The organism is Paenibacillus sp. NPDC056579 (genome assembly GCF_042793215.1).
Lineage (GTDB): Bacteria > Bacillota > Bacilli > Paenibacillales > NBRC-103111 > Paenibacillus_S.
Genome location: NZ_JBHTVD010000044.1, coordinates 1 through 1,480, shown reverse-complemented (window position 1 = coordinate 1,480; position 1,480 = coordinate 1). Strand labels below are relative to the sequence as shown.

Here is a 1,480-nt window from a genome sequence, read left to right as displayed (position 1 = left end):
AAGACAGGTGGTGCATGGTTGTCGTCAGCTCGTGTCGTGAGATGTTGGGTTAAGTCCCGCAACGAGCGCAACCCTTGACTTTAGTTGCCAGCATTAAGTTGGGCACTCTAGAGTGACTGCCGGTGACAAACCGGAGGAAGGCGGGGATGACGTCAAATCATCATGCCCCTTATGACCTGGGCTACACACGTACTACAATGGCCGGTACAACGGGAAGCGAAGCCGCGAGGTGGAGCCAATCTTTAGAAGCCGGTCTCAGTTCGGATTGCAGGCTGCAACTCGCCTGCATGAAGTCGGAATTGCTAGTAATCGCGGATCAGCATGCCGCGGTGAATACGTTCCCGGGTCTTGTACACACCGCCCGTCACACCACGAGAGTTTACAACACCCGAAGTCGGTGGGGTAACCGCAAGGAGCCAGCCGCCGAAGGTGGGGTAGATGATTGGGGTGAAGTCGTAACAAGGTAGCCGTATCGGAAGGTGCGGCTGGATCACCTCCTTTCTATGGAGTCCATGATGACTGCAGGTCATCGGACATAAAGCAGTTTTAAACTGCAAACTAACACTCACTTCGTTGTTCAGTTTTGAGAGGACAACAAACTCTCAAACCATGTTGGAAGATTTTGATGCTTGCATCGAGGTTAACCGCATGAGAAGATGTTCTTCCTGTCATTGAGACAGGTTGAATGAACCAAGCTTGTTCCTTGAAAACTAGATACTGAAACAGTTGTAACTGTTTGATCCGTGAAACGATCACAGTTATCAACCAATGCGTAGAGCAAACAAAGTGTATTAGCAAGGTTAAGCTAATAAGAGCACACGGAGGATGCCTAGGCACTAGGAGCCGAAGAAGGACGTGGCGAACGACGATATCGCCTCGGGGAGCCGTAAGCAGGCTTTGATCCGGGGATGTCCGAATGGGGGAACCCAGCTGAGGTAATTCTCAGTTACTCACATCTGAATACATAGGGTGTGCAGAGGCATACGAGGGGAACTGAAACATCTAAGTACCCTCAGGAGAAGAAAACAAAAGTGATTCCGTCAGTAGCGGCGAGCGAAAGCGGAACAGCCCAAACCAGAGGGCTTGCCCTCTGGGGTTGTGGGACGTCAATGTGCGAAAAGTTGGTTAGGCGAAGCAGTCTGGAAAGGCTCACCATAGGGGGTAACAGTCCTGTAGCTAAAAACCAACGTATCGCTAGACGGATCCCGAGTACCGCGAGACACGTGAAACCTCGTGGGAAGCAGGCAGGACCATCTGCCAAGGCTAAATACTCCCTAGTGACCGATAGTGAAGCAGTACCGTGAGGGAAAGGTGAAAAGAACCGCGGGAGCGGAGTGAAATAGAACCTGAAACCGTGTGCTTACAAGAAGTCAGAGCCCGTTAACGGGTGATGGCGTGCCTTTTGTAGAATGAACCGGCGAGTTACGTTCCCGTGCAAGGTTAAGGTGAGAAGCCGAAGCCGCAGCGAAAGCGAGTCTGA

General features: G+C 51.6%; 2 rRNA genes. Both read left to right on the top strand.

Annotated features, from left to right (window positions below):
* Positions 1–501: ribosomal RNA gene (locus ACFQ88_RS39675) — 16S ribosomal RNA — on the top strand; the annotation flags it as partial.
* Between the two features lie 297 nt (positions 502–798).
* Positions 799–1,480 (top strand): 23S ribosomal RNA (locus ACFQ88_RS39670); the annotation flags it as partial.